A 19,974-nucleotide genomic window follows, 5' to 3' on the forward strand; every position below is an offset into this window, starting at 1 on the left:
CCGTCTCTCCGATGCGTCTCAACCGTCTTTCCGATCCGTCAGCACCGTCTCTCCGGTGCGCCACCAGCGCCTCAGCAGCGCCGGTGAAGGGCGTTCTAAGCATAACCATTCATAGCCGCAAGCAGAAAAATCAGAAAACGGCGAAAAAACTTAGAAACTATCTTTTTTATTTTATAAACAAGAGATTACAAAAACATCGAACTACAGATGTGGCACACCAACACGCTTCTCATCGCAGAAACCAGGGGCGCTGTGATGTTATTCACGTGGTTACCCACAGACTCGGCTCAGACTCAGGCGGAATCGGCCTGTCTTGTGCGGGTCAAAAGACCTGACAGCGGCAATCTGAACGCCAACAGGCCGAGAATGGCGGCAAGGTAGAGAAGCGGCTCAAGCTGGAAGCCCTTGGCCAACATGACATAATGAACCCCGCCCAGCAGAACCGCCGGGTAGACCAGCTTGTGCAGTTTGCGCCAGCGCGGACCCAGACGGCGCACCGACCAGTTGTTCGATGTCACAGCCAGAGGCAACAGCAGGGCAAACCCCGCCATGCCGACGGTAATATAGGGGCGTTTGACAATGTCCGCCCAGATCTGGCTGGGCAATTGTACGTCCAGCACCAGCCAGACCAGCAAATGCAGCGCGACATAGAAGAAGGCCAGAACCCCGATCGCACGGCGGAACTTGATGAGGTTCAGGCCAAGATGCTGACGCAGCGGGGTGACGGCCAGACCAAGGATCAAAAGCTGCAGGGCCAGTTCGCCCAACTCATGTTCGAGCGCCTTGATCGGCTCGACCCCCAATCCGCCTGTCAGGGCCAGATACAGAAACCAGGGGGCAGGCAATGCCCCCAAGGTATAGATCGCCCAAACAGGGATCTTGCGCAGTATCTGGTTCACCGCCTGCATCTGATCAGTAGTTCTCTTTCAGGTCCATGCCTTCGTACAGGCTGGCGACCTCTTGTTCATAGCCATTATACATCAGCGTCGGGACGCGCTTGGCAAACAGCCCGCCACCGATCTGACGTTCCGAGGCCTGCGACCAGCGCGGATGATCCACATTCGGGTTCACATTACTATAGAACCCGTATTCGCGCGGCGCGGACATGTTCCAGCTGGTGGGTGGTTCATCCTCGGTCAGGGTGATCTTCACAATCGACTTGATCGACTTGAACCCGTATTTCCACGGCACCACCAGACGCAAAGGCGCGCCGTTCTGGTTCGGGATCGGGCGGTCATAGATGCCGGTCGCCATGATGGTCAGCGGGTGCATCGCCTCATCCAGACGCAGACCCTCGCGATAGGGCCATTCGAGGATCGGGAAGCGCGTGCCGGGCATTTCTTCCGGGCGATAGGCGGTCTCGAACGCCACATATTTGGCACCTTCCTGCACGCCCGCCATGTTCAGCAGATCGGCCAGTTCGAACCCGTTCCACGGAATGACCATCGACCAGGCCTCGACACAGCGGAAGCGGTAGATGCGTTCCTCGACGGTCATCTCGGACATGATGTCCTGAAAGTCATAGGTGCCGGGGCGGTCGACCAGACCGTCGATCTGCACGCTCCACGGCTCGGTCACCAATGTATGAGCGTATTTCGCCGGATCATCCTTACGGGTCCCGAATTCATAGAAGTTGTTATAGCTGGTGATCTCTTCCCAGGTGTTGGGCTTCAAAGCCTCCTGCGCCGCTGCGGGCCGCGCCATCGCGGTCAGCCCGACACCTGCCAGCCCGGCCATTACCTGCCGCCGGTTCAGAAATGCCGCCCGGGGGGTGACATCGGCATGTGTCAAAGTGTTGGTCCAGCGATGCGCCATTTGGATCTCCGTCAAGTTTCAGCGTCAAAGGTGACGTAATGCGCTGATAGCACAGAGCCAAGGAAACAGGCGTAACGATTGAGCGAACGGATTGTAACGTTCCGCGTGATCAATACCGGACCCCCACAGGCATGGGTGCAACCGGAAGACACGTGCGTCGGGTCATGAGGTCAAAAAGCCTCTGGCCCGGAGACGCGCAATTCGATAGGCCGGTCACATCCATTGGTTGATCAGATTGCCCCCTATGCTTGTTTTTCAATCCTTCGTCCTGTCCTTTTCGATTCTTTGGCGGTTTGTCCTGACATTTCCGATTCTGGTCATCGGATTGCTTCTTTACGGGTTGGTCGGCGGGTTGATCGGAGGGCTAATCGGTTTCATCGCGCCCGGAGCCTTCTTGCTGATACTGTTTCTGATCAGCGCCTCATCCAGCGTGATTCCGATTCTGGTCGGGGCCCGGTTCGGGTTTCAGTCCAAACATATGCGTCCAAGCCACGGCTATAAGGCCCTTATCGTGCCTGCGCTTGCCTATGGTGCGGCCGAAGCCATGGTGATCGGGATTGCATCTGTTCCGGTCTTTGGGTTCTCCGGCCTGATGATGTCGCCGACCAGCCTGGGCCCTGGTACGTTCGACAGCGAGGACCTTCTGAATATTGTGGCAAGACCCGAGACGCTGATTGCCATCTCGGTCCTTCCTTTTGTCGCTGTATGCGCGATCCGGGCCAGCCTGCTGGTGCCCATGGCATCAGCCTCGATCGGGCGGGATCCCGACAATCGCCCCTATACGCCGTTCCTGCATTTCGGATCGTCTTTCTGGGAGCTGTTCGGCATCGTCGCGCTTAGCTATCTGTCCATTGTCGTATTCTACTTTGTGATCTTTGCGCTGTTTCTGGTTCTGACAGCCACGGGCTCGCTCGAAACCTATTTGATGGAAATCGAGGCAATGTTGGACGGCAGCGAACCGTTCCGCTTTGACTGGTCGCTGGCTGCAATTGTCGTCGCCTATCTGGTGGTCGCGCTTTGGAGCTTTAGCCTGCAATGCGCGGGTGGGGTGCTGGCGCATCTTCGGCTGGGCGGCAGGGCAGACCCGTTTGCCCCCATCGATCCGACCAAATTTGACGCAAAACCAGCCCCGCCGCCGCCATCCAACACCGGTCCGCGCATGTCTGCCGAAGACTTGCGGGCCTTGCGCAAAAGCCGTCAATCCCGCCCCTGAAACGGCAGCGATCTTTACAAGCGCACAGACGGCGCGGCACTCTGTCAGGCAGGTGCCGTGTCCCAACGCGGGAGCGGGGCCAGTAAATCGGCCTATCTGCCGCAACGGGAGGAAGACGAATGTGTGACATCTGCGTAATGAATGCCGTCAAGGACAGGATGCTGTCGCGACGCAGCTTTTTCAAAGCCGCCGCAGCCAGCGGAATAGCGGCCACCGCAACAGCCGCGACCGTTCCAGCAGCACTGGCGGCGGGTCATGGCGGGGTCGAGGATATGACCCACACGCTGAGCCCCGAGTTTCCGACCTGGGGCGGCGATCCGGGCATTTCAGCCGAGCAGGTCTTTAACTTTGGCGAACACGGCTTCAACCTGTTCAACCTGTCCATAAACGAGCACACGGGAACGCATATCGACGCCCCCCTGCACTTTTCCGCAGATGGCCTGTCAGTTGATGAAATCCCGGTCACCGATCTAGTTGCCCCGTTATGCGTCGTCGACATTGCCGCCCGCGCGGCCGAGGATGCGGACACGCGCGTCACCCCGGATGACCTGAAAGCCTGGATTGCCGCCAATGGTGACATCCCGGATGGCGCCTGTGTCGCCATGCATTCAGGTTGGGCGGGCAAGACGGCCACGGACGAGTTCCGCAATTTCGACGGTGAGGCACAGCACTATCCCGGCTTCCACGTCGAAGCCGCGCAGATGCTGATGGAGGACACTGGCGCGCGGTCGATTGCCGTCGATACGCTGTCGCTGGATCACGGCATGTCCGCCGATTTCGCCACCCATTATGCCTGGTTGCCCTCGGGCCGGTTCGGGATCGAATGTCTCGCCAATCTGGACCGCGTGCCTGCCTCGGGCGCAACGCTGGTGATCGGCGCGCCCAAGCATAAAGGGGGCACCGGCGGCCCCGCGCGGATATTTGCGTTGATCTGACATTTCCAACGCACAAGGAAACTGGCGCGTCAGACTGGCGGGCCAGTCACCTGTTACGTACCTCATAGGTCTTGGGCGCCGAGGACACATCTCCCAATGGACAGGACGACCACGAATACCAACCTGCGGTATGACACCGTCGCGCCGAAATGGCGGGATAAGATGCGCGTCCTTGGTTACTATGACGCGTATCTGGGATTTCTCTCGGCAGGCCAGCGCACACCGCAGCATGAGGCGATCGTTGTCGATGTCGGTGCCGGAACCGCGTCATTCGCAGAGGCTTGGGTTGCCATTCATGGACCGCCCGGAAACATGACGCTGCTTGAGCCAAGCCCCATCATGCTGGCACAAGGCCAAAATGCACTGCGCGCACGGGGTGTTGAGCCAAATGTTGCACAGGGGCTGCTCGGTTCCGTCGATCTTGAACCCGCAGATGTGGCGCTGGCGGCGCATGTGATCGAACACTGCCCGGACCCCATGCGCGCGCTTGAACACATACGCGATCTTCTGCGCCCCGGCGGTCGGTTGTATCTTGTGGTGTCAAAACCGCATTGGTGCAATGCGATCATCTGGCTGCAATGGCGGCATCGCACGTTCGGTAGGGATGAGATACTAGGGCTTTTGGACCAGGCAGGATTTGAATGCGAACGCGAATACGCTTTCCCTGCAGGCCCACCATCTCGGACAAGCCGTGGAATACTGGCGCGTCGCAGAGGCTAGTTCCCAAGAAAAAGACCCGCCGATAGGGCGGGTCTTCTGGTTTTTGTTGGATCAATGCACCACGGCATCATCCGGGCGGGGTCGGTCCGACGTGCCCAGCCGGTCTCCTATGATCAGCCCGTCCGAGCCTGCGGTGACCGGAACGGTCTCGCCGTCCTTGATCTCACCGGCCAGCAACGCCTCGGCCAGCGGGTTCTGCAACGCGCGCTGGATCACGCGTTTCAACGGACGTGCGCCAAAGACCGGATCATAGCCTTCGTTGGCCAGCCATTCCTTGGCGCCATCGTCCAGAACCAGCTCGATCTTGCGGGCCGCCAGACGTTTCTGCAAACGCGCCATCTGGATATCGACGATGCCATCCATATCAGCGCGTTTGAGGCGGTCAAAGATGATGGTCTCGTCCAGACGGTTCAGGAACTCGGGCCGGAAATGCGCCCGGACCGCATCCATCACGTCTCGCCGCGCCTGCGCACTGTCGGCTCCTTCGGGCAGTTGGCTCAGCGCCTGAGAGCCAAGGTTCGACGTCAGGATGATGAGCGTCTGCTTGAAGTCCACGGTACGGCCCTGACCATCGGTCAGCACGCCATCGTCCAGAACCTGCAACAGCACGTTGAACACATCCGGGTGCGCCTTTTCGACCTCGTCAAACAGCACAACCTGATAGGGCCTGCGCCGCACGGCTTCGGTCAGCACGCCGCCCTCATCATAGCCGACATAGCCCGGAGGGGCGCCGATCAGACGGGCAACCGCGTGTTTCTCCATGAACTCGGACATGTCGATGCGCACCATCGCGTTGTCGTCGTCGAACAGGAAGTTCGCCACGGCCTTGGTCAATTCGGTCTTACCCACGCCGGTCGGCCCGAGGAACAGGAACGAACCCAGCGGGCGACCTTCGTCATTCAGGCCCGCACGCGCACGGCGCACGGCGTTGGCGACGGCGGTGACGGCGGCATCCTGACCGATCACGCGGGAATGCAGATCGTCTTCCATCCGCAGCAGCTTCTCACGCTCACCTTCCAGCATTTTGGCGGTCGGAATACCCGTCCAGCGTTCGACCACGGATGCGATCTGTTCCGGGCGCACCGTTTCCTCGGCCATCATGGCGTTGCTTTCGGCGTTCTCGGCCTCGGTCAGCTGTTTCTCGAGCTCGGGGATGATGCCGTAGGACAGTTCCCCCGCCTTGGCCAGATTGCCCTCGCGCTTGGCGATCTCCAGATCAGCGCGCGCCTTGTCGAGCTGTTCTTTCAGATCACGCGCACCCGCAAGCTTGTCACGTTCGGCCTGCCATTGAGCTGTCATCTCGGCAGATTTTTCCTGCAGATCGGCCAGATCCCTTTGCAGGGTTTCCAGACGATCCTTGGATGCCGCGTCATCCTCAAGCTTCAGCGCCTCTTCCTCGATCTGCATCTGCAGGATCTGGCGATCCAGCTGATCGAGTTCTTCGGGCTTGGAGTCCACCTCCATCCGCAACCGCGACGCGGCCTCATCAACAAGGTCGATGGCTTTGTCGGGCAGGAAACGGTCGGTGATATAGCGATGCGACAGCGTCGCCGCCGAGACTAGCGCCGAGTCCGAGATGCGTACCCCATGGTGCAACTCGTATTTTTCCTTGATGCCACGAAGGATGCTGATCGTGTCCTCGACCGTCGGTTCAGTGACCATCACAGGCTGGAACCGGCGCGCAAGGGCCGCGTCTTTTTCGACGTATTTGCGGTATTCATCCAACGTGGTCGCGCCGATACAGTGCAACTCACCCCGGGCAAGCGCTGGCTTGATCAGGTTCGCGGCATCCATCGCGCCGTCGGATTTACCGGCACCGACCAGCGTGTGCATCTCGTCGATGAACAGGATGATCTCACCGGCGGCTTCGGTCACCTCGGTCAGAACGGCCTTGAGGCGTTCTTCGAACTCACCCCGGTATTTCGCTCCGGCAATCAGCGCACCCATGTCGAGTGCGAGTAGCTTTTTGTCTTTCAGCGATTCCGGGACGTCACCGTTGACGATGCGTAGGGCCATACCCTCGGCAATCGCGGTTTTACCGACGCCGGGTTCCCCGATCAGAACCGGATTGTTCTTGGTGCGGCGCGACAGAACCTGCATCGAGCGGCGGATTTCCTCATCCCGCCCGATGATCGGGTCAATCTTGCCCTCAGCCGCCGCCTCAGTCAGGTCGCGCGCATATTTCTTGAGTGCGTCATAGCCCTCTTCCGCCGACGCAGTGTCAGCGGTGCGGCCCTTGCGGATGTCGTTGATCGCTTCGTTCAGTTTCTGGGCAGATACGGCCCCGGCCTCCAACGCCTCCTTGGCTTTGGATTTCACCATGCACAGCGCCATCAACACGCGTTCGACCGGCACAAAGCTGTCACCCGCCTTGGTGGCAATCTTGGCGGCCTCGTCCAGAACCTTGGCGGTCTGGCCGTCCATGTAAATCTGGCTCGCGTCGCCGCTGACCTTGGGAATTTTCCCCATCGCGGCATCCAGCGCCTCGACCACGCGGTTCGGCGCGCCGCCTGCGCGGGTGATCAGGTTGCTGGCCAGCCCCTGATCGTCATCCATCAATGCCTTGAGTATATGTGTGGGCTCCAGCCTCTGGTGCCCCTCGCGCAGCGCAATCGTTTGCGCGGCCTGCACGAATCCCCGTGCCCGCTCGGTGAACTTGTTCAAGTCCATTGCTATTCTCCTTTTCCAAGCGCCCCGTTTTGATACGCCCGCTTGGCGGCACGCGTCGGTCTGGGCCTCGCATTCAATTTGGGAAATATCTTTGCCGGTTCAAGAGGCTAGAGCGCAGATTCCCACACTATTCGCGCTGGATCGTGTAGACCGTGTAGCCTCCGGTCTCGGCCACCTGGACAGCGCCCAGATCATCGACCAAAGACTGCGCCGCATCGCTGCCTGTCGGGCAGGAAACAAGATCGGCGGTGTGATCAAGGAAATTGCCAGTAAAGGCCGTTTCTCCGGTCAGCTGGCACCAATCATCCTCGGACCGGTAGCCGCGTACCAGACGCAAATCATCATTTGTCGGGGCCGGTGCAGCCCCTGTTTCCGGCGCGTCAGGCGTAGGGTCTTCGCAGGCGGCTATTGTCAAAACCACGCCCAGCAACAGCAGTTTCTTCATTTCACGTCCCTTTGTTTTCGTTATTTACGTTCAATCCGGTCACTCTAGCACAGAACACATCCGCCCCTGACAGCTATCGCGCATGGACAGGACGGTCCGAACCCGTTAGGACGCAGACGTTTGCCAAAAAACAGGAGCGCCCCAATGTCCGATGACCGCCTGATCGTAGCCCTTGATGTTCCGAACGCCCTGCAGGGGCTGGCCATGGCCGAGCGGCTTGGCGACAGCGTTTCGTTCTACAAGATCGGGTTGGGGATGCTGACCGGCGGTGGGCTGGCGTTGGCCAATGAGCTGAAACAGGATCACGGCAAGCGCATCTTTCTGGACATGAAGCTGTTCGACATCGGCAACACGGTCGAAAACGCCGTGCGGGGGCTGGCGCAGTTCGATCTCGATTTCCTGACTGTCCATGGCGACCCGCATGTGGTGCGCGCCGCGAAAGAGGGGGCCTCGGGCAAGGACCTGAAAATCCTTGCGGTGACCATCCTGACCTCGCTGAACCGCGACGATCTGGATGCCAGCCTGCTGAAAGAAGGCGACGTGCAGGAATTGGTCGTCGAACGTGCGGCGAAGGCGCTGGAGGCCGGGGCCGACGGCGTCATCGCCAGCCCGCAAGAAGCCGCCCTGATCCGCGCCCTGCCCCAGGCCGAAGGACGGCTGATCGTTACGCCGGGTGTGCGTCCTGCCGGGGCCGCATTGGGCGATCAGAAACGCGTCGCGACCCCGGCCAGCGCCATCGGCGACGGGGCAGATCACATCGTGGTGGGCCGTCCGATCTATCAGGCGGACGATCCGAAAGCGGCGGCTGAGGCCGTTCTGAGCGAATTAAACTCTTTGACACGGCACTGAACGGTTTCGGGAATCAAACCCTGAATGCGTTAACAAATGTCTTGATTAACTTGACCTTAGGTCACTTTCGACCCTTAAAACCGCTGAAACAAGCTGTGCCCGAAAATACACAGAAAACGCGCAAGTTTAGGGGCTGGCGCTTGGAACCTATCTAAATATAGAGATATCGGCGAGTCTTGGGGATGAAACACTCCCCAACGAACCGTGTCTTCCTGAGGTTCGTTACCTCCCCCCGCTGACGCGCGGGGGGTCTTCTTTTGAGATCAGGCGCAGATTGTCGGACCTTTGATCCCCCCTTATCGGTGGTATAAGGGATGCCCAACCCACTCGCGGAATGCCCGAGGACGCGCATGCCTGGTCTTTGCCGAGATTGCCTGACCACAGTCACCGACGAACGGCGCTGCCCGACCTGTGGCAGCCCTCGGGTCAAGTCACATCCGGAACTGTTCGACCTGTCCATCGCGCATATGGATTGCGATGCCTTCTACGCCTCGGTCGAAAAGCGCGACAATCCGGATTTGGCTGACAAGCCTGTGATTATCGGCGGTGGGAAGCGGGGCGTGGTGTCGACAGCCTGTTATGTGGCGCGCATCAGGGGCGTGCGCTCGGCCATGCCGATGTTCAAGGCGCTGCAGCTGTGCCCCGAGGCGGTGGTGATCAAGCCCCGCATGTCGGTCTATGTCGAGGTCTCGCGCGAGATTCGCGCGATGATGGATGAACTGACGCCGGTGGTGGAACCCTTGTCACTGGATGAGGCGTTCATGGACCTGTCCGGGACGGAACGTCTGCACGGCGCGCCACCTGCGGTCATGCTGGCGCGTCTGGTCAAGCGCATGAAGGACGAGCTGGGCCTGACCGGTTCAATCGGTCTGAGCCACAACAAGTTTCTGGCCAAGGTCGCCTCGGACCTCGACAAGCCGCGCGGGTTTTCGGTGATCGGCAAGGCCGAGACGGCAGAGTTCCTGCATGACAAGCCCGTGCGTCTGATCTGGGGCATTGGCCCGGCGGCACAGGAGTCGCTGGAACGGGCGGGCATTCGCACCTTTTCCGACCTGCTGCGCTGGGATCAGGAGGCGCTGACTGCGCGGTTCGGCTCGATGGGTTATCGCCTGTGGCATCTGGCGCGGGGGCAGGACAAGCGGCGCGTTTCGGCGCATGAGCCGATGAAATCGATCAGCAATGAGACCACGTTTTTCGAAGATACCGCCAGCATTGACATTCTGGATGGTCACATCTGGCGCATGGCGCTGAAAGTGTCCGACCGGGCCAAGGCCAAGGATCTGGCCGGTCGGGTTGTCACCTTGAAGCTGAAGAAGGCCAATCACAAGATCATCACCCGGCGGGTTTCGCTGCGCGATCCAACCCAGATTGCCGACCGAATCTATCGCACTGCGCGGGGCCTGTTCGATCAGGTGGGCGATCAGGGCCCCTATCGGCTGCTGGGCTGTGGCTTGTCCGATCTGTGTTCAGCGGATCAGGCCGACATATCAGGGGATTTGCTGGACCCTGACGCCGGACGCCGGTCTCAGGCTGAGCGTGCGACCGACAAAATCCGGGAACGGTTCGGCGCGGATGCCATCGTGAAAGGGCGCGCCTTGCGCTAGGCCCTATTCCGCCGCCAGACGCTGAGGTTGCGCGCCGATGCTGGCGATCTCGGCGATCACCTGACGTAACAGCCTTGAGAAAGGCATGAAGTTCGCATTCGGGGCGATCTTTTCTTCATCCATATACAGCGCGCGGTCGATCTCGATCTGAATTGCGTGTTGCTGGCGACCGGGCCGCCCGTAGGTTTGCGTGACATAAGCCCCGGCAAAGGGCGCGTTGCGCGCAACCGTCAGCCCCGCCGCCGCAAAGGCGGCTTCGATGCGGTCTACAATCTCGGTGGACGCCGACGCACCAAACCGGTCGCCCAGAACAATCTCGGGCCGCTGGCTGCGCGAGGTGCTGGCCATGGCAACCGCCTCATGCGGCATTGAGTGGCAATCGATCAGAATCGCCTGCCCGAATTTTTCATGCGACTCGGCCAGCAGCGATTTCAGCCGCGTATGGTAGGGCCGCCAATAGGTGTCGATGCGCAGACGCGCCTCATCCATGGTCAACTTGCCGCGATAAATCGCCCGGCCATTGGCCACCACGCGGGGAATCACCCCAAGCCCCGAGGCAACGCGGGGGTTGTGCCCCTGCCTGCGCGCACCGCTGATCAGGGCCGGATCAAGCTCATCCGCGCTGCGGTTGAGGTCCAGATAGGCGCGCGGCATGGCCGCCTTGATCAGGGGCGCGCCGAACTCTGACGCTGAGGCAAACAGTTGATCCACAAAAGCATCTTCCGAGGATCGAATCACGTTTGGGTTCAGAACAGACCGTTTCAGCAATGCCTCGGGATAGTCCCGCCCGCTATGGGGCGACGAAAACACGGCGCATGAGGTGCGATTCTCGGGCATATCCAGTATGAAGGCTGCGTTCGGCATGATCTCTCCGTGTTCGCACTCAACATAGACCGGAAAATTGTTCTTCCAAACCCCTTGAACCCCTGAACGACTCCTTTTATAGACCCCGCTACCGGCGCGGTGATCCGCGCCCCATTTCGTTATGGGGCAGGGCACGCAAAGGGAAAGTGGGCGGTTAGCTCAGCGGTAGAGCACTTCGTTGACATCGAAGGGGTCACAAGTTCGATCCTTGTACCGCCCACCATCGTTTCACTGTTCCGGGCTTCCGGGGCACCCGACTAACCCAGGCGCTGGCCACGTCTTTGATGAAGGCGCCGCAGATTGGAGACAGACCCATGAAGGTCAAGAACTCGCTCCGCTCGCTCAAGAACCGGCACCGCGACTGCCGGGTTGTGCGTCGCAAAGGCCGCGTCTACGTGATCAACAAGACGCAGCGCAAGTTCAAAGCTCGCCAGGGCTAAGAACTGCACATACCCAATTCGAAAGAACCGCGCTGTAAAGCGCGGTTTTTTTGTGCGTGGCATATCAGCTAGCAGGGTTGGTCCGAAACACTTCGATCGCCTCGCCAAGCCCTTTGAGTTGGTGACAGCCCACCGATTCAGTTTCCCTGTTCAGATGGCGCTGCACATCCTTGGTCATCAGCATCTGCTCACCCAGGTCCTTGCACAACCCCTGAACCCGGCTGGCGACATTCACAGCTGACCCCACCACGGTAAAATCCAACCGGTCCGGGCTGCCGATATTTCCGAATGTCACCGGGCCATAGTCGAGGCCGACGACAAACTCGATCTGTTCGGCGCCTGCGACTTGAGCGTCCTGATTATACGCTGCAAGCCGGGACAAGGCCTCGGCGGTTGCGAACACTGCTGACTGGCAAGCGGTTTCCGCATCAGGCTCTGCCGGGAAAAAAGCCAGAACACCGTCGCCCATGAATTTCAGCACGTCACCGCCATGGTCCCGAATCGGACCCACAACCATCTCGAAATAGTCACCCATGATGGTCAGCAGTTTCTCTTCGGACCAGACCTCGGATTTAGCCGTGAATCCGCGCAAATCCGCAAACAGGATCGCGGCAGAGACCGACTTATGCTCGCCCCGTTTGATATTGCCATTGCCAATCTCAAGCGCCGGGCCTTCGCCCAGATAGGTTTGCAGCAGACTTTTCTGCGACTCGCGCATCGCAATCGGTTCCAGCGCCGAAGACAATGCGTGGCGGGTGGCTTCGATGATCTGCACCTGCGCGTCCGAAAAGCCATCCGGGTGATCCGTGCTGAAACTGGACCCCTGAACCGAACCGTCACCATATTCCAGCGGCATGGCGATGAAATCAGTGGCACCGGCATCGCGCAGTTCGGAATACACCTCATGCTCTGCCGACAGGTCCAGATCCAGCAGCCGCTTGCGCAGGGGTTGGCGCGAAGTCACAACCGCCTGAAACGGACTGCCATGCCACGCGCTTGAGACCCGAATCGTGATTGGAACCGTGTATTTCCGAGACCCTTCCGGCGTCCAGATGATGCCCCACGCGCTGATCAGCGGGTTGGAGTAGTTCTGACCGATCCGAACCCGCGACAAAGGCACGCCCAGTTCCTGTAAGCCTGCGCAGTATTGCGACACGATCTGCGTTTCGTCACCCAGCATCCGTCCTTGCGAAATCAGCCAGGTGATCAGGTCGTTCTTGTCTTGCATAGGTCGCCTTCCCGCTCTGCCATTCGCCTCAACATATGTTGCCCGCGCCCTGACCGGCAATGTCGGGTGCATTTGACAGGATTCGCATAGTGAATCCCAGAAATCGCGCCTCTCAAACCGGCCCAGAACCATCATCTTGGCTGCCGAAGACCACATCACAGATGGAGAGAGTTATGAAACGCGCCTCACTTACAACTGCCGCCGCCCCGATGGCGTCAACCGCAATGGCCGATATCGAAACACGGGCTGTTACCTTCGAAAACGAAGGGGCCGAGATGTCGGGCACACTCTACCTGCCCGAAGGATATGACGGCACGCCCTTGCCCGCCGTTGTCGTCACGGGCGCTTGGACATCGGTGCAGGAACAGATGCCAGCGAATTACGCCCGCCAGATGGTCGCGCGCGGCTTTGCTGCCTTTACCTTCGACTTCCGCGGCTGGGGTAAATCCGGTGACCTGCCCGAAGGCGTCCGGTTTGTCGAAAGCCCACAGGCAAAGACTTCGGATATTGCCAAGGCGTTTGAAGTTCTTGCGACACTGCCCGAAGTCGATGCCTCTCGGATCAATGGGTTGGGGATCTGTGCCTCGGCCGGGTATATGGTCGACGCCTCTGCTGGGAATGATCTGGTGCAGCGGGTTGGCCTCGTTGCCCCCTGGTTGCAAAACGGCGAAATCGTCGAGACCGTTTATGGCGGCGCTGACGGTGTGGCCGGTTTGATTGAAATCTCCCGCGCTGCCAAAGCGTCAGGCGATCAGATCATCCCGGCCGCTGGTCCGGAAGGGGCCGAGGGCGTGCTTATGCCCATCGGCGGCTACTATTACGAAGCCGACCGAGGCGCGATCCCGGAATATGACAATCAGTGGAACAACGCAGGCTGGGAAGGCTGGCTGACATACTACCCCGCAGACAACCCGCAGCGTCTGGATAAACCACTGGCCATCGTCCATTCGGAAAGCGCCGCAATCCCGCAGGGCGTCCGCAGTTTTCTTGGCGGGTTTGCCGGGGACGCGACCATGCAGTGGCTCGAAGACGTGACCCAGTTCGATTTCTACGACAATCCCGAAGACGTCACGCGGGCCGCAGACGCCATGGCCGAGCATTTTCGTGGAGAGCAAGGATGAAGCCCTTGCTTGCATCCCTTGTGACCTCAACCGCACTACTGATCGGAGGCTTGGCAATGGCCGCAACACCGGAAGAGAACATCAAAACCGTTCAGGATTTCTTTGCCGCCTATCGGGCAAACGACCTTGAAGCGATTGCTGCCGTGATGGACGAGGATGTGCGGTGGCACATCCCCGGCCGCCATCCCCTAAGCGGCACCAAACAGGGCCGTACAGAGGTTCTGGCGTTCTTCGAACAGCTTGGGTCAGCCGGGTTTCAGGCCGAACCGATCTACTTCGGTGCGGATGAAACGCATGTCGTCGATATTCATCGCGGATGGTCGAATGTCGATGGCACGGCAAATGTCGATACGATCTGGGCGCTGGTCTACCGCATCGAGAACGGCAAGATCGTCGAAGCGACGAACCTGTCCGGCGATCAGGATGCGGCCAATGCGTTCTTTTGGGCCCAGTATCCGCTCGCGCCTTTGCCCGGACGTTTGGCCGAGCAATCAGACCGATGAATCCCAAGCCTCCGCTTTCATTCAACCTGAGAAAACAGGAGCCACGACAATGGTGAAAACACTGATCTCTACAGCCGCAATTGCGACCCTGGCCGGAACCATCGCTTTCGCTGATCAGGCCCAGATCAACCGATCGATCACGGACATCGCCGCCGGGGCCGACCGGCACGACTGGGACCGCGTGCGCAGCGCTTTTGCCGACACGGTCACAACCGACTACACCAGCCTTTGGGGCGGCGATCCTGCCACGCAACCGGCTGACGCGTTGATTGCTGCATGGTCCGGCTTCCTGCCCGGTTTCGACAGCACGCATCACATGGTAACGAATGAAACCGTGACCTCGGTCAATGGCAATACCGCCACCGCCGAGGCCGATTTCACAGCGACCCACCGCATTGATGACGGTCTTTGGACATTGGGTGGCCGATACTCTTACGCGTTGGTTCAGTCCGGCGACCGCTGGCGTGTCACATACCTGACCATGACCGCACTTTGGGAAACCGGGGATCGAGGGTTGGTCAGCATCGCAGCAGAGCGGGCGAGCCAGTAACCAGCACACTCCACCAGTTCGGGCGGGTCATCCCGCCCGAAACTTGGCCGGTGTTGCGCCGAACTTGCGTTTGAAATGTTGCCCAAACCGACTGACATCCTGATAGCCAACGCGCCAGGCGATCTCGGCCACGGTCAGCTTTGATGTGCGCAACAGAACAGATGCACGATCCAGCCGGGCGGCGATCACATATTGAAGGGGTGCAACCCCGACCTCGTTCTTGAAAGCCTTGGAAAAATGCGCCCCGCTCATCGCGGCAAGATCGGCCATCGCCGACAGCGACAGGTCCTGGCTCAGATTGTCCTGAATATAGTCCAGAACTTTGCGCAGCCGGGCATCTTCAATGTCGCGATGCCAATCCGGGGCAGGTCGGACAGTTTCGACGATCTGCGCGGCCAGCGCCCTTTGAATGGTCTCGCGGTATAAGAGACCGCCACCCAAAGATGCGCTTGCCGTCAGGCTCAGGTTCGTCAGCAGCGGGTCAATGTCGCCCACGATGGGCTGAAACTCAAAATCACGGCTCAGATCAAATTCGGTCAGGATTGCGTTGTCCAGACTGACCATGACAAATTCCAGATCCTCGTCAAACTCGCACACCCCATCGCTGCCCGCTGGAAGGATCCAGCCCTGATTCTTGCGCAGGGGCAGGTGCGTTGCAAAGGACGTGCCGTGGGCAAAACGGTGAGTTGGCTGATCGTTCAGAAAGATGCCGACCGACAGGGATGGAAGCGAAAATGCGCCGCCACCTGCTGGCAATACTGTCTTGTTCGACACCACTTTGGACATGGTCCGAATGTAACGGATCGGGCGCGCGATTCAAATCTGAACAAATTATCGACTATTTCTGTCGGATTTGCTTGCAAACGACTCGCAATTTGGTAATTGACTAAATCACTCGGGAACCACCCGGAAGAATCTGCAACGTTTGGAGACACCATGTTGAAATCCACGACATGCATCGCGGCTGGCCTGATGGCTTTGATCGCCACATCTGCAATTGCCGAAGGCGAGCTGAACCTTTACTCGTCGCGCCACTATGACACCGACGAACGCCTGTATTCCGACTTTGAAGAGGCAACCGGAATCAAGATCAACCGCATCGAAGGCAAAGCCGACGAGCTGATCGCCCGCATGGAAGCCGAAGGCGCGAACTCGCCCGCGGATGTAATACTGACCGTTGACACGTCGCGTCTGGCCCGCGCCAAGAACGCCGGTGTTCTGCAATCGATCGACAGCGCCGTGCTGGAAGAGCGTATCCCTGCAAATCTTCAGGACAGCGACAACCAGTGGTTCGGATTCTCGCAGCGCGGCCGGATCATCTTTTACAACAAAGACAATGTCGCCACCCCGCCGGCCACCTATGCCGATCTGGCCAAGCCCGAATACGAAGGTCTGATCTGCATCCGCTCGTCGACCAATGTTTACAACCAGACGCTGCTGGCTTCGATCATCACCCATGAAGGCGCGGATGCAGCCAAAAGCTGGGCCGAAGGAATTGTTGCCAACATGGCCCGTGACCCGCAGGGCGGCGACACCGACCAGCTGCGCGGTCTGGTTTCGGGTGAATGCGACATCGCCGTGTCGAACACCTATTACTTCGCCCGCTCGATCCGCAAGGACGTCAAGGGCCTGTCCGCCGAACGGGACTCCATCGGCTGGGTCTTCCCGAACCAGGACGGCTATGGCGCGCATATGAACCTGTCGGGCGGTGGCGTGGCCGCAAATGCGCCCAACAAAGAGAACGCTATCAAGTTCCTCGAATACCTCTCCAGCGATCAGGCGCAGCAGTATTTCTCGGCAGGCAATGACGAGTATCCGACTGTTGCAGGCGTCGAACTGGCCGAGTCGGTCAAGTCGCTGGGTGAGTTCAAAGCGGATGAGATCAACCTGTCCGAAGTCGCGCAGAACCTGCCCGAAGCGCAGAAAATCTTCAACGAGGTTGGCTGGAAGTAACAACCGGCCAACTTGGAAAAGTGAAGGGGTGCAGAGGATTCTGCGCCCCTTTTTCATTTGCAAACAATTCAATTTTAGGCGATATTCCCATATTCGTGAATTTTTCTCAAATATGGACTATGTTGGATACTCTTTCAGACCGCCTCGCCTCGCACCTGAGTGAACTGCGCCAAAGCCACAACTGGTCGCTGGACCAATTGGCAGATCAAAGCGGCATCAGCCGGGCCACCCTGTCGCGCATGGAAAAAGGTGAGGTCAGCCCAACCGCCGAAAACCTGGGCCGCCTCTGCGCCGCTTACGGGTTGCCGATGTCGCGCCTTTTGATGATGGTCGAGGACAGCTTTGACCCCAAGGTCCCCTATGAGCGGCAAACGGAATGGAGCGATCCCGAGACCGGATTTACCCGCAGGTCCGTCTCGCCCCCATCGACCGGCCTGACCGGAGAGGTGCTGGAATGCCACCTGCCGCGCGACACGGTAATTGGATACGAGACGCCTCCGAAACCGGGGCAAGAGCATCACCTGATCATGTTGGATGGTGGTCTGACGATCACCGTGGACGGAACGCCACATACGCTCAACGGTGGCGACTGCCTGCGCTATCATCTGTGCGGGCCAACCCGGTTTGAAACCGGCGCAACGCGGGGCGCGCGATACATTCTGGTGCTGATATGATCACGCGATTGACGGACGCCTATTTTGACGATGCCCATGATGATCTGGCCGACATCCTGCACGCCTGTGTTCATACGGGCGCCAGCATCGGGTTCATTCTTCCGTTTTCGAAAAAGGATGCGCGGGCCTATTGGCAGAACCGCGTGCGACCGGACCTGCGCGCCGGTACGCTGGACCTGTTTGTGGCCTATGGCGACGGGCGGATTTTGGGCACCGTGCAACTGATCCCCGCCGTGATGCCCAATCAACCACATCGCGCGGACGTCGCCAAACTGCTGGTCCATCCCGACGCCAGACGGCGTGGATTGGGGCGGGCCTTGATGAAATCCCTGACAGACAGGGCGTCAGAGCTGGGCCGGACCATGCTGGTGCTGGATACACGCAGCAGCGATCCCTCTCGTATCCTGTACCAAAACATCGGCTTCCAGATCGCCGGAGAAATCCCCAATTACTGCCGCAACCCGTTCGAGCCAGTGTTCGAACCGACGACCTATATGTACAAGAGCCTCGGCTAGGCGTTCTACTCGGCTGCGGTGACCTTTTCGGGGAACTTGTTTGGCAACAGACCCAAGCGCCGCGCGTGCCGCACATCGGCCAGCAGGTCGCGTTCGGCCGCCGCAAACAGATCCTCGGGATCGTCCAGCACGAAATACCCCATCTGGTGCATGTCGATCCGGTACGGCGTGCGCAGAATGGTCAGAACGTCGAATGGGTCACGATCCGGGATATCACTGGTCACGGCATAGACCAGTTCGGTCGGCGAGGACGCAAGACCCGAGCCCAGCGCCTTGATCTGACCGTCCTGACGACGCAGTCCAAACTCGATCGAGAACCAATACAGCCGGATCAGCCAGGCATAATCCGCCGCATCGGCCCGGACGCCCGCCCGCCCAATCGCATGGCTGAATGCAGCAAAGCGAGGATCGCTGAGCAAAGGGGTATGCCCGAAGATTTCGTGGAAAATGTCGGGCTCTTCGATGTAGTCGAAATCCTCGCGGCTTCGGATGAATGAGGCCGCCGGAAAAACACGCTCGGCCAGCATACCAAAGAAGGTCTTGAACCCGATCAGCGCCGGAACCGGTTGGACGCGCCACCCGGTCAGGTCCAGTAATCGCTCAGAGATATCGGCGCAAGACGGCACGCGCGTCTTTGGCAGGTCAAGCCGGACCAGCCCGTCCAGATACTCGCGCGCCATGTAGCGCTGAACATTGTCTTCCTGTGCAGCGTAAAGATCAGCCCACACCGCGTTTTCCTGATCGGTGTAGTCGATATGGCCGCGATCATCGGCGTGCTTGGCGGTGTATTTTGTCGATTTGGGCATGGGCGCGTCCTCCTGTCTGACAGGATACGCCCAAAGTAGTGCGATATTTGATTTGGTGCGGACGTTCGGATGATCTATTTTGACCGTAATGTTTCGCCAACTGTGGAATATCGAACCATATGCTTCACCAGTCAGACATAGCCATTCTGCGTGTCCTGCAATCCAGCGGTCGTCTGTCGATGCAGGAACTGGCCGAGCAAACGGGGCTGTCGGCCTCACAATGCTGGCGGCGCGTTCGCGACCTTGAGGCGTCGGGCGTCGTCTCGGGCTATCGCGCGCAGGTCACCGCCAAAGCCGTGGGACTGAACGCAATAGCCTATGTCCACGTGGCGCTGCGCGATCATCAGGAAAGCAGCATCGCCGATTTCCTGCGGCTGGTGGAAACCGAACCGCAGATTGTAGAATGCGCCTCGATCACCGGGGATCATGATTTCATTCTGAAGGTCTATGCCCGAACCCCCGAGGACCTTGAGGTGTTCATCATGAAACGGCTGCTGAAATCAGGTCTGGTCCGGGACACCCGCAGCAACTTTGTTTTGCGGCAGAACAAGACACGCGGGCCGTTGCCAATCCTGTAACAGGATCAGACGGCCTGATGGACCTCGATCACATTGCCTTCGGGATCAAGGAAAAAGACCTGATGCCATTCCTTGGCAAAGGCGGTGCCATAATCTGAATACGGGACACCTTTGTCGTCCAGCATCGCCTTGAAGGCCGCGATGTCATCGGTGCGGAAAGCGATATGGCCACGCTCGACGGGATTGATGGATTCCCCATGTTTGAACGCAACGCCAAGATCTCGTTCGGCCAGATGCATCTGCATATGCCCGTCGGTGGCAAACCGGATCTGGCCGCTATAGCCGCGATCATCCGACTCGGCAGGTCGGGGGAATTTCTCGATCGGAATATCGTCCAACCCGAGCGTTTCGGTATAGAACCGGTGCAGCCGCCCGACATCTTCGGACACAAAATTGATATGGTGAAATTCCAGCTTCATAGGGGCCTGTTCTGGGGTTTCGTTTGGTTTCGCCGACCTTAGGCAGGAGGCGCGGGCCAAATCAACCCGGGC

At 59.3% G+C, this 19,974-nt stretch carries 22 protein-coding genes and 1 tRNA gene; 14 read left to right on the top strand and 9 right to left on the bottom strand.

The window, feature by feature from the left end:
* Positions 1–293 precede the first annotated feature (293 nt).
* A complete protein-coding gene (msrQ, locus tag ACR0LW_RS20755; protein ID WP_170738180.1) occupies positions 294–908 on the bottom strand; it encodes a protein-methionine-sulfoxide reductase heme-binding subunit MsrQ in 615 nt (204 codons plus the stop codon).
* Positions 909–912: 4 nt separating this feature from the next.
* Entirely contained in the window at positions 913–1,815 is a 903-nt protein-coding gene (gene msrP, locus ACR0LW_RS20760; RefSeq protein ID WP_480884300.1) for a protein-methionine-sulfoxide reductase catalytic subunit MsrP, read from the bottom strand.
* 244 nt (positions 1,816–2,059) lie between these two features.
* Between msrP and ACR0LW_RS20765 the strand changes: the two genes are divergently transcribed.
* The 3 genes from ACR0LW_RS20765 to ACR0LW_RS20775 all read left to right on the top strand — a co-directional run bounded on the left by ACR0LW_RS20765 (position 2,060) and on the right by ACR0LW_RS20775 (position 4,683).
* Entirely contained in the window at positions 2,060–3,028 is a 969-nt protein-coding gene (locus tag ACR0LW_RS20765; protein ID WP_480884302.1) for a hypothetical protein, read from the top strand.
* Between the two features lie 119 nt (positions 3,029–3,147).
* Positions 3,148–3,963, top strand: coding sequence for a cyclase family protein (locus ACR0LW_RS20770; RefSeq protein WP_170456687.1), 816 nt, complete (start codon positions 3,148–3,150; stop codon positions 3,961–3,963).
* 96 nt (positions 3,964–4,059) lie between these two features.
* A complete protein-coding gene (locus ACR0LW_RS20775) occupies positions 4,060–4,683 on the top strand; it encodes a class I SAM-dependent methyltransferase (RefSeq protein ID WP_480884304.1) in 624 nt (207 codons plus the stop codon).
* Positions 4,684–4,734: 51 nt separating this feature from the next.
* On the opposite strand, the gene clpB is transcribed toward ACR0LW_RS20775, so the two are convergent.
* Together clpB and ACR0LW_RS20785 are read right to left on the bottom strand one after the other, a co-directional pair.
* Positions 4,735–7,353 (bottom strand): ATP-dependent chaperone ClpB, encoded by a 2,619-nt coding sequence (gene clpB, locus ACR0LW_RS20780; RefSeq protein WP_480884306.1) that lies wholly within the window; start codon positions 7,351–7,353, stop codon positions 4,735–4,737.
* 127 nt (positions 7,354–7,480) lie between these two features.
* The gene (locus tag ACR0LW_RS20785; protein ID WP_480627405.1) at positions 7,481–7,798 is read right to left on the bottom strand and encodes a hypothetical protein; all 318 of its coding nucleotides are present in this window, start codon (positions 7,796–7,798) and stop codon (positions 7,481–7,483) included.
* A 144-nt stretch (positions 7,799–7,942) separates the two neighbouring features.
* Between ACR0LW_RS20785 and pyrF the strand changes: the two genes are divergently transcribed.
* Both pyrF and ACR0LW_RS20795 read left to right on the top strand, forming a co-directional pair.
* Entirely contained in the window at positions 7,943–8,647 is a 705-nt protein-coding gene (pyrF, locus tag ACR0LW_RS20790; RefSeq protein WP_170624930.1) for an orotidine-5'-phosphate decarboxylase, read from the top strand.
* Positions 8,648–8,997: 350 nt separating this feature from the next.
* On the top strand, positions 8,998–10,251 hold the full coding sequence (locus tag ACR0LW_RS20795) for a DNA polymerase IV (protein WP_170456696.1): 1,254 nt from the start codon (positions 8,998–9,000) through the stop codon (positions 10,249–10,251).
* Positions 10,252–10,254: 3 nt separating this feature from the next.
* Here the strand turns inward: ACR0LW_RS20795 and ACR0LW_RS20800 are convergent, their stop codons facing one another.
* Entirely contained in the window at positions 10,255–11,115 is an 861-nt protein-coding gene (locus ACR0LW_RS20800) for an N-formylglutamate amidohydrolase (protein ID WP_170524455.1), read from the bottom strand.
* A gap of 148 nt (positions 11,116–11,263) precedes the next feature.
* On the opposite strand from ACR0LW_RS20800, the gene ACR0LW_RS20805 reads away from it, so the two are divergent.
* Positions 11,264–11,338 (top strand) — tRNA-Val (locus ACR0LW_RS20805).
* Positions 11,339–11,429: 91 nt separating this feature from the next.
* Positions 11,430–11,555 carry a type B 50S ribosomal protein L36 gene (ykgO, locus tag ACR0LW_RS20810; RefSeq protein WP_005648635.1) on the top strand — a complete coding sequence of 42 codons (126 nt, stop codon included), beginning with the start codon at positions 11,430–11,432 and terminating at the stop codon, positions 11,553–11,555.
* 64 nt (positions 11,556–11,619) lie between these two features.
* Here ykgO and ACR0LW_RS20815 read toward each other — a convergent pair whose 3' ends face one another.
* Positions 11,620–12,783, bottom strand: a complete 1,164-nt coding sequence (locus tag ACR0LW_RS20815) for an adenylate/guanylate cyclase domain-containing protein (protein WP_480884309.1) — start codon at positions 12,781–12,783, stop codon at positions 11,620–11,622.
* Between the two features lie 173 nt (positions 12,784–12,956).
* On the opposite strand from ACR0LW_RS20815, the gene ACR0LW_RS20820 reads away from it, so the two are divergent.
* From ACR0LW_RS20820 to ACR0LW_RS20830, 3 genes are read left to right on the top strand one after another with little or no spacing between them, the layout of a single operon-like run.
* Positions 12,957–13,904 (top strand): alpha/beta hydrolase, encoded by a 948-nt coding sequence (locus ACR0LW_RS20820; RefSeq protein ID WP_480884311.1) that lies wholly within the window; start codon positions 12,957–12,959, stop codon positions 13,902–13,904.
* 56 nt (positions 13,905–13,960) lie between these two features.
* Entirely contained in the window at positions 13,961–14,407 is a 447-nt protein-coding gene (locus tag ACR0LW_RS20825) for a nuclear transport factor 2 family protein (RefSeq protein WP_480884313.1), read from the top strand.
* Between the two features lie 49 nt (positions 14,408–14,456).
* Positions 14,457–14,957, top strand: coding sequence for a nuclear transport factor 2 family protein (locus ACR0LW_RS20830; RefSeq protein ID WP_480884315.1), 501 nt, complete (start codon positions 14,457–14,459; stop codon positions 14,955–14,957).
* A gap of 27 nt (positions 14,958–14,984) precedes the next feature.
* Here the strand turns inward: ACR0LW_RS20830 and ACR0LW_RS20835 are convergent, their stop codons facing one another.
* A complete protein-coding gene (locus ACR0LW_RS20835; protein WP_480884317.1) occupies positions 14,985–15,743 on the bottom strand; it encodes a helix-turn-helix domain-containing protein in 759 nt (252 codons plus the stop codon).
* Positions 15,744–15,893: 150 nt separating this feature from the next.
* Between ACR0LW_RS20835 and ACR0LW_RS20840 the strand changes: the two genes are divergently transcribed.
* From ACR0LW_RS20840 to ACR0LW_RS20850, 3 genes are all read left to right on the top strand, one after another.
* On the top strand, positions 15,894–16,910 hold the full coding sequence (locus ACR0LW_RS20840; RefSeq protein WP_480884319.1) for a Fe(3+) ABC transporter substrate-binding protein: 1,017 nt from the start codon (positions 15,894–15,896) through the stop codon (positions 16,908–16,910).
* A gap of 119 nt (positions 16,911–17,029) precedes the next feature.
* Positions 17,030–17,584 carry a helix-turn-helix domain-containing protein gene (locus ACR0LW_RS20845; RefSeq protein WP_480884321.1) on the top strand — a complete coding sequence of 185 codons (555 nt, stop codon included), beginning with the start codon at positions 17,030–17,032 and terminating at the stop codon, positions 17,582–17,584.
* Positions 17,581–18,099, top strand: a complete 519-nt coding sequence (locus ACR0LW_RS20850; RefSeq protein ID WP_170456712.1) for a GNAT family N-acetyltransferase — start codon at positions 17,581–17,583, stop codon at positions 18,097–18,099. Before ACR0LW_RS20845 ends, ACR0LW_RS20850 begins: the two co-directional genes overlap by 4 nt.
* Before the next feature lie 5 nt (positions 18,100–18,104).
* Here ACR0LW_RS20850 and phhA read toward each other — a convergent pair whose 3' ends face one another.
* On the bottom strand, positions 18,105–18,905 hold the full coding sequence (phhA, locus tag ACR0LW_RS20855; RefSeq protein ID WP_170456714.1) for a phenylalanine 4-monooxygenase: 801 nt from the start codon (positions 18,903–18,905) through the stop codon (positions 18,105–18,107).
* A gap of 119 nt (positions 18,906–19,024) precedes the next feature.
* Between phhA and ACR0LW_RS20860 the strand changes: the two genes are divergently transcribed.
* On the top strand, positions 19,025–19,483 hold the full coding sequence (locus ACR0LW_RS20860) for an Lrp/AsnC family transcriptional regulator (RefSeq protein ID WP_170634926.1): 459 nt from the start codon (positions 19,025–19,027) through the stop codon (positions 19,481–19,483).
* Positions 19,484–19,488: 5 nt separating this feature from the next.
* On the opposite strand, the gene ACR0LW_RS20865 is transcribed toward ACR0LW_RS20860, so the two are convergent.
* A complete protein-coding gene (locus tag ACR0LW_RS20865; protein ID WP_480884324.1) occupies positions 19,489–19,902 on the bottom strand; it encodes a VOC family protein in 414 nt (137 codons plus the stop codon).
* Between the last annotated feature and the right edge of the window lie 72 nt (positions 19,903–19,974).

Source organism: Ruegeria sp. N4 (assembly GCF_056531425.1).